Origin of the sequence: Moorena sp. SIO4A1, from assembly GCF_010672065.1 — a bacterium.
GTDB lineage: Bacteria > Cyanobacteriota > Cyanobacteriia > Cyanobacteriales > Coleofasciculaceae > Moorena.
Genome location: NZ_JAAHHX010000868.1, coordinates 1 through 1,230 on the forward strand (window position 1 = coordinate 1; position 1,230 = coordinate 1,230).

The 1,230-nt window shown below is 41.0% G+C and carries 2 protein-coding genes; both read left to right on the forward strand.

Features of this window, described 5'->3' with window-relative positions; all coding sequences use genetic code 11:
* Positions 1–116: 116 nt before the first annotated feature.
* On the forward strand, positions 117–464 hold the full coding sequence (locus F6K53_RS43655; protein ID WP_293087023.1) for a XisI protein: 348 nt from the start codon (positions 117–119) through the stop codon (positions 462–464).
* Positions 465–525: 61 nt separating this feature from the next.
* Complete coding sequence (locus tag F6K53_RS43660) at positions 526–894, forward strand: hypothetical protein (RefSeq protein ID WP_293087026.1); 369 nt, start codon at positions 526–528, stop codon at positions 892–894.
* Positions 895–1,230: the final 336 nt, after the last annotated feature.

The following is a 1,230-nucleotide window of genomic DNA, read 5'->3' on the forward strand; positions in this document are numbered from 1 at the left end:
TCAGTAGAGCGCAATATTTTTAAAACACTTTTCCAGGAAGAAGCTGGACAACTTTTATTAGAAGAACCCGGTTTTCGATTACTTGTTTTTGATGCCAAAATTAAGGAGATTATCCAATGGAAACCACAAATCAAGCCTTAGATCAATGGCGTGAAACCCTAGAAAATATTTTAAAGTATTACGCCAATCTTCCTTACCGTTATGGTGATGTAACCACCTCTGTAATTATCAGTAGCGATTGCAATCATTTTATGCTGCTCCATGAAGGCTGGGAAAACCATTGCCGTGTATATGGTACAATTGTTCATGCTGAAATCCGCGATGGTAAAATCTGGATTCATTACGATGGGATTGAGGATGGTATCACGGATGAATTGGTTGCCACAGGAGTTCCGAAGGATAGGATTGTTCTTGCTTTTCATCCCCCTGATATTCGTCAACATACTGGGTATGGGATTGCATAGCAAAGGGAACAGTCCAGTAAGGTGATAATGGTGCTTGTTTGGTTAAGATAAGGTTTTTGATATGACAAGTTTATTACAGTACGTCACGAATGAGCAAGGGGAAAGAGTTGGGGTTTTATTGGATTGGAATACCTATTCTCGACTCGCTAATCCATTAGGGTTGGATGAGGAGTGTTTAGTTGGTTTGAGTGTAGATGAGTTAAAAGCACTGGCAACTTGTAAATTGGCTGTGGCAGATCAAACTCGTTTGGATGATTTAGTGGCCAGAAATGTAGAATCATTGCTCTGCACTGATGAGGTGGCTGAGTTAGATGACTTGTTGGGAAAGGCGGATCAATTGACCATTCTCAAAACTCGCGCCAGATATATATACAATCTCTGTGCTTATAAAATGGGACAACGGCAGCGTGAGTGTTTAGATTCGGATTGAGTTACAGGGACAAATTCGTAATCGCTTTAGTTATTCTATTTATCGACAATTTTGATTCTTATTTTTCAGACGTTGAGCGAGTAAACAATCCTCAAAGCTCAATGCTTCTTCGTCTAGGAAGTTGGAAATTGCCATTTCAATGGTAGCTTCGAGGGAACATTCGAATTCCGTAGACTTTTCCTGGAGTGCAACCTTTATGTAGTCAGGCAGTGCGGCTCGTTCTAAGTAAGAGCCTCCCGTAAGAGGGAGAGGTACGACTTAGGGGCGCGAGGTAAAAATCCTCAAACCTAACTGTCTGTTGAATAGTGGTGAAAGTCCACTCCATTAGAAGATATG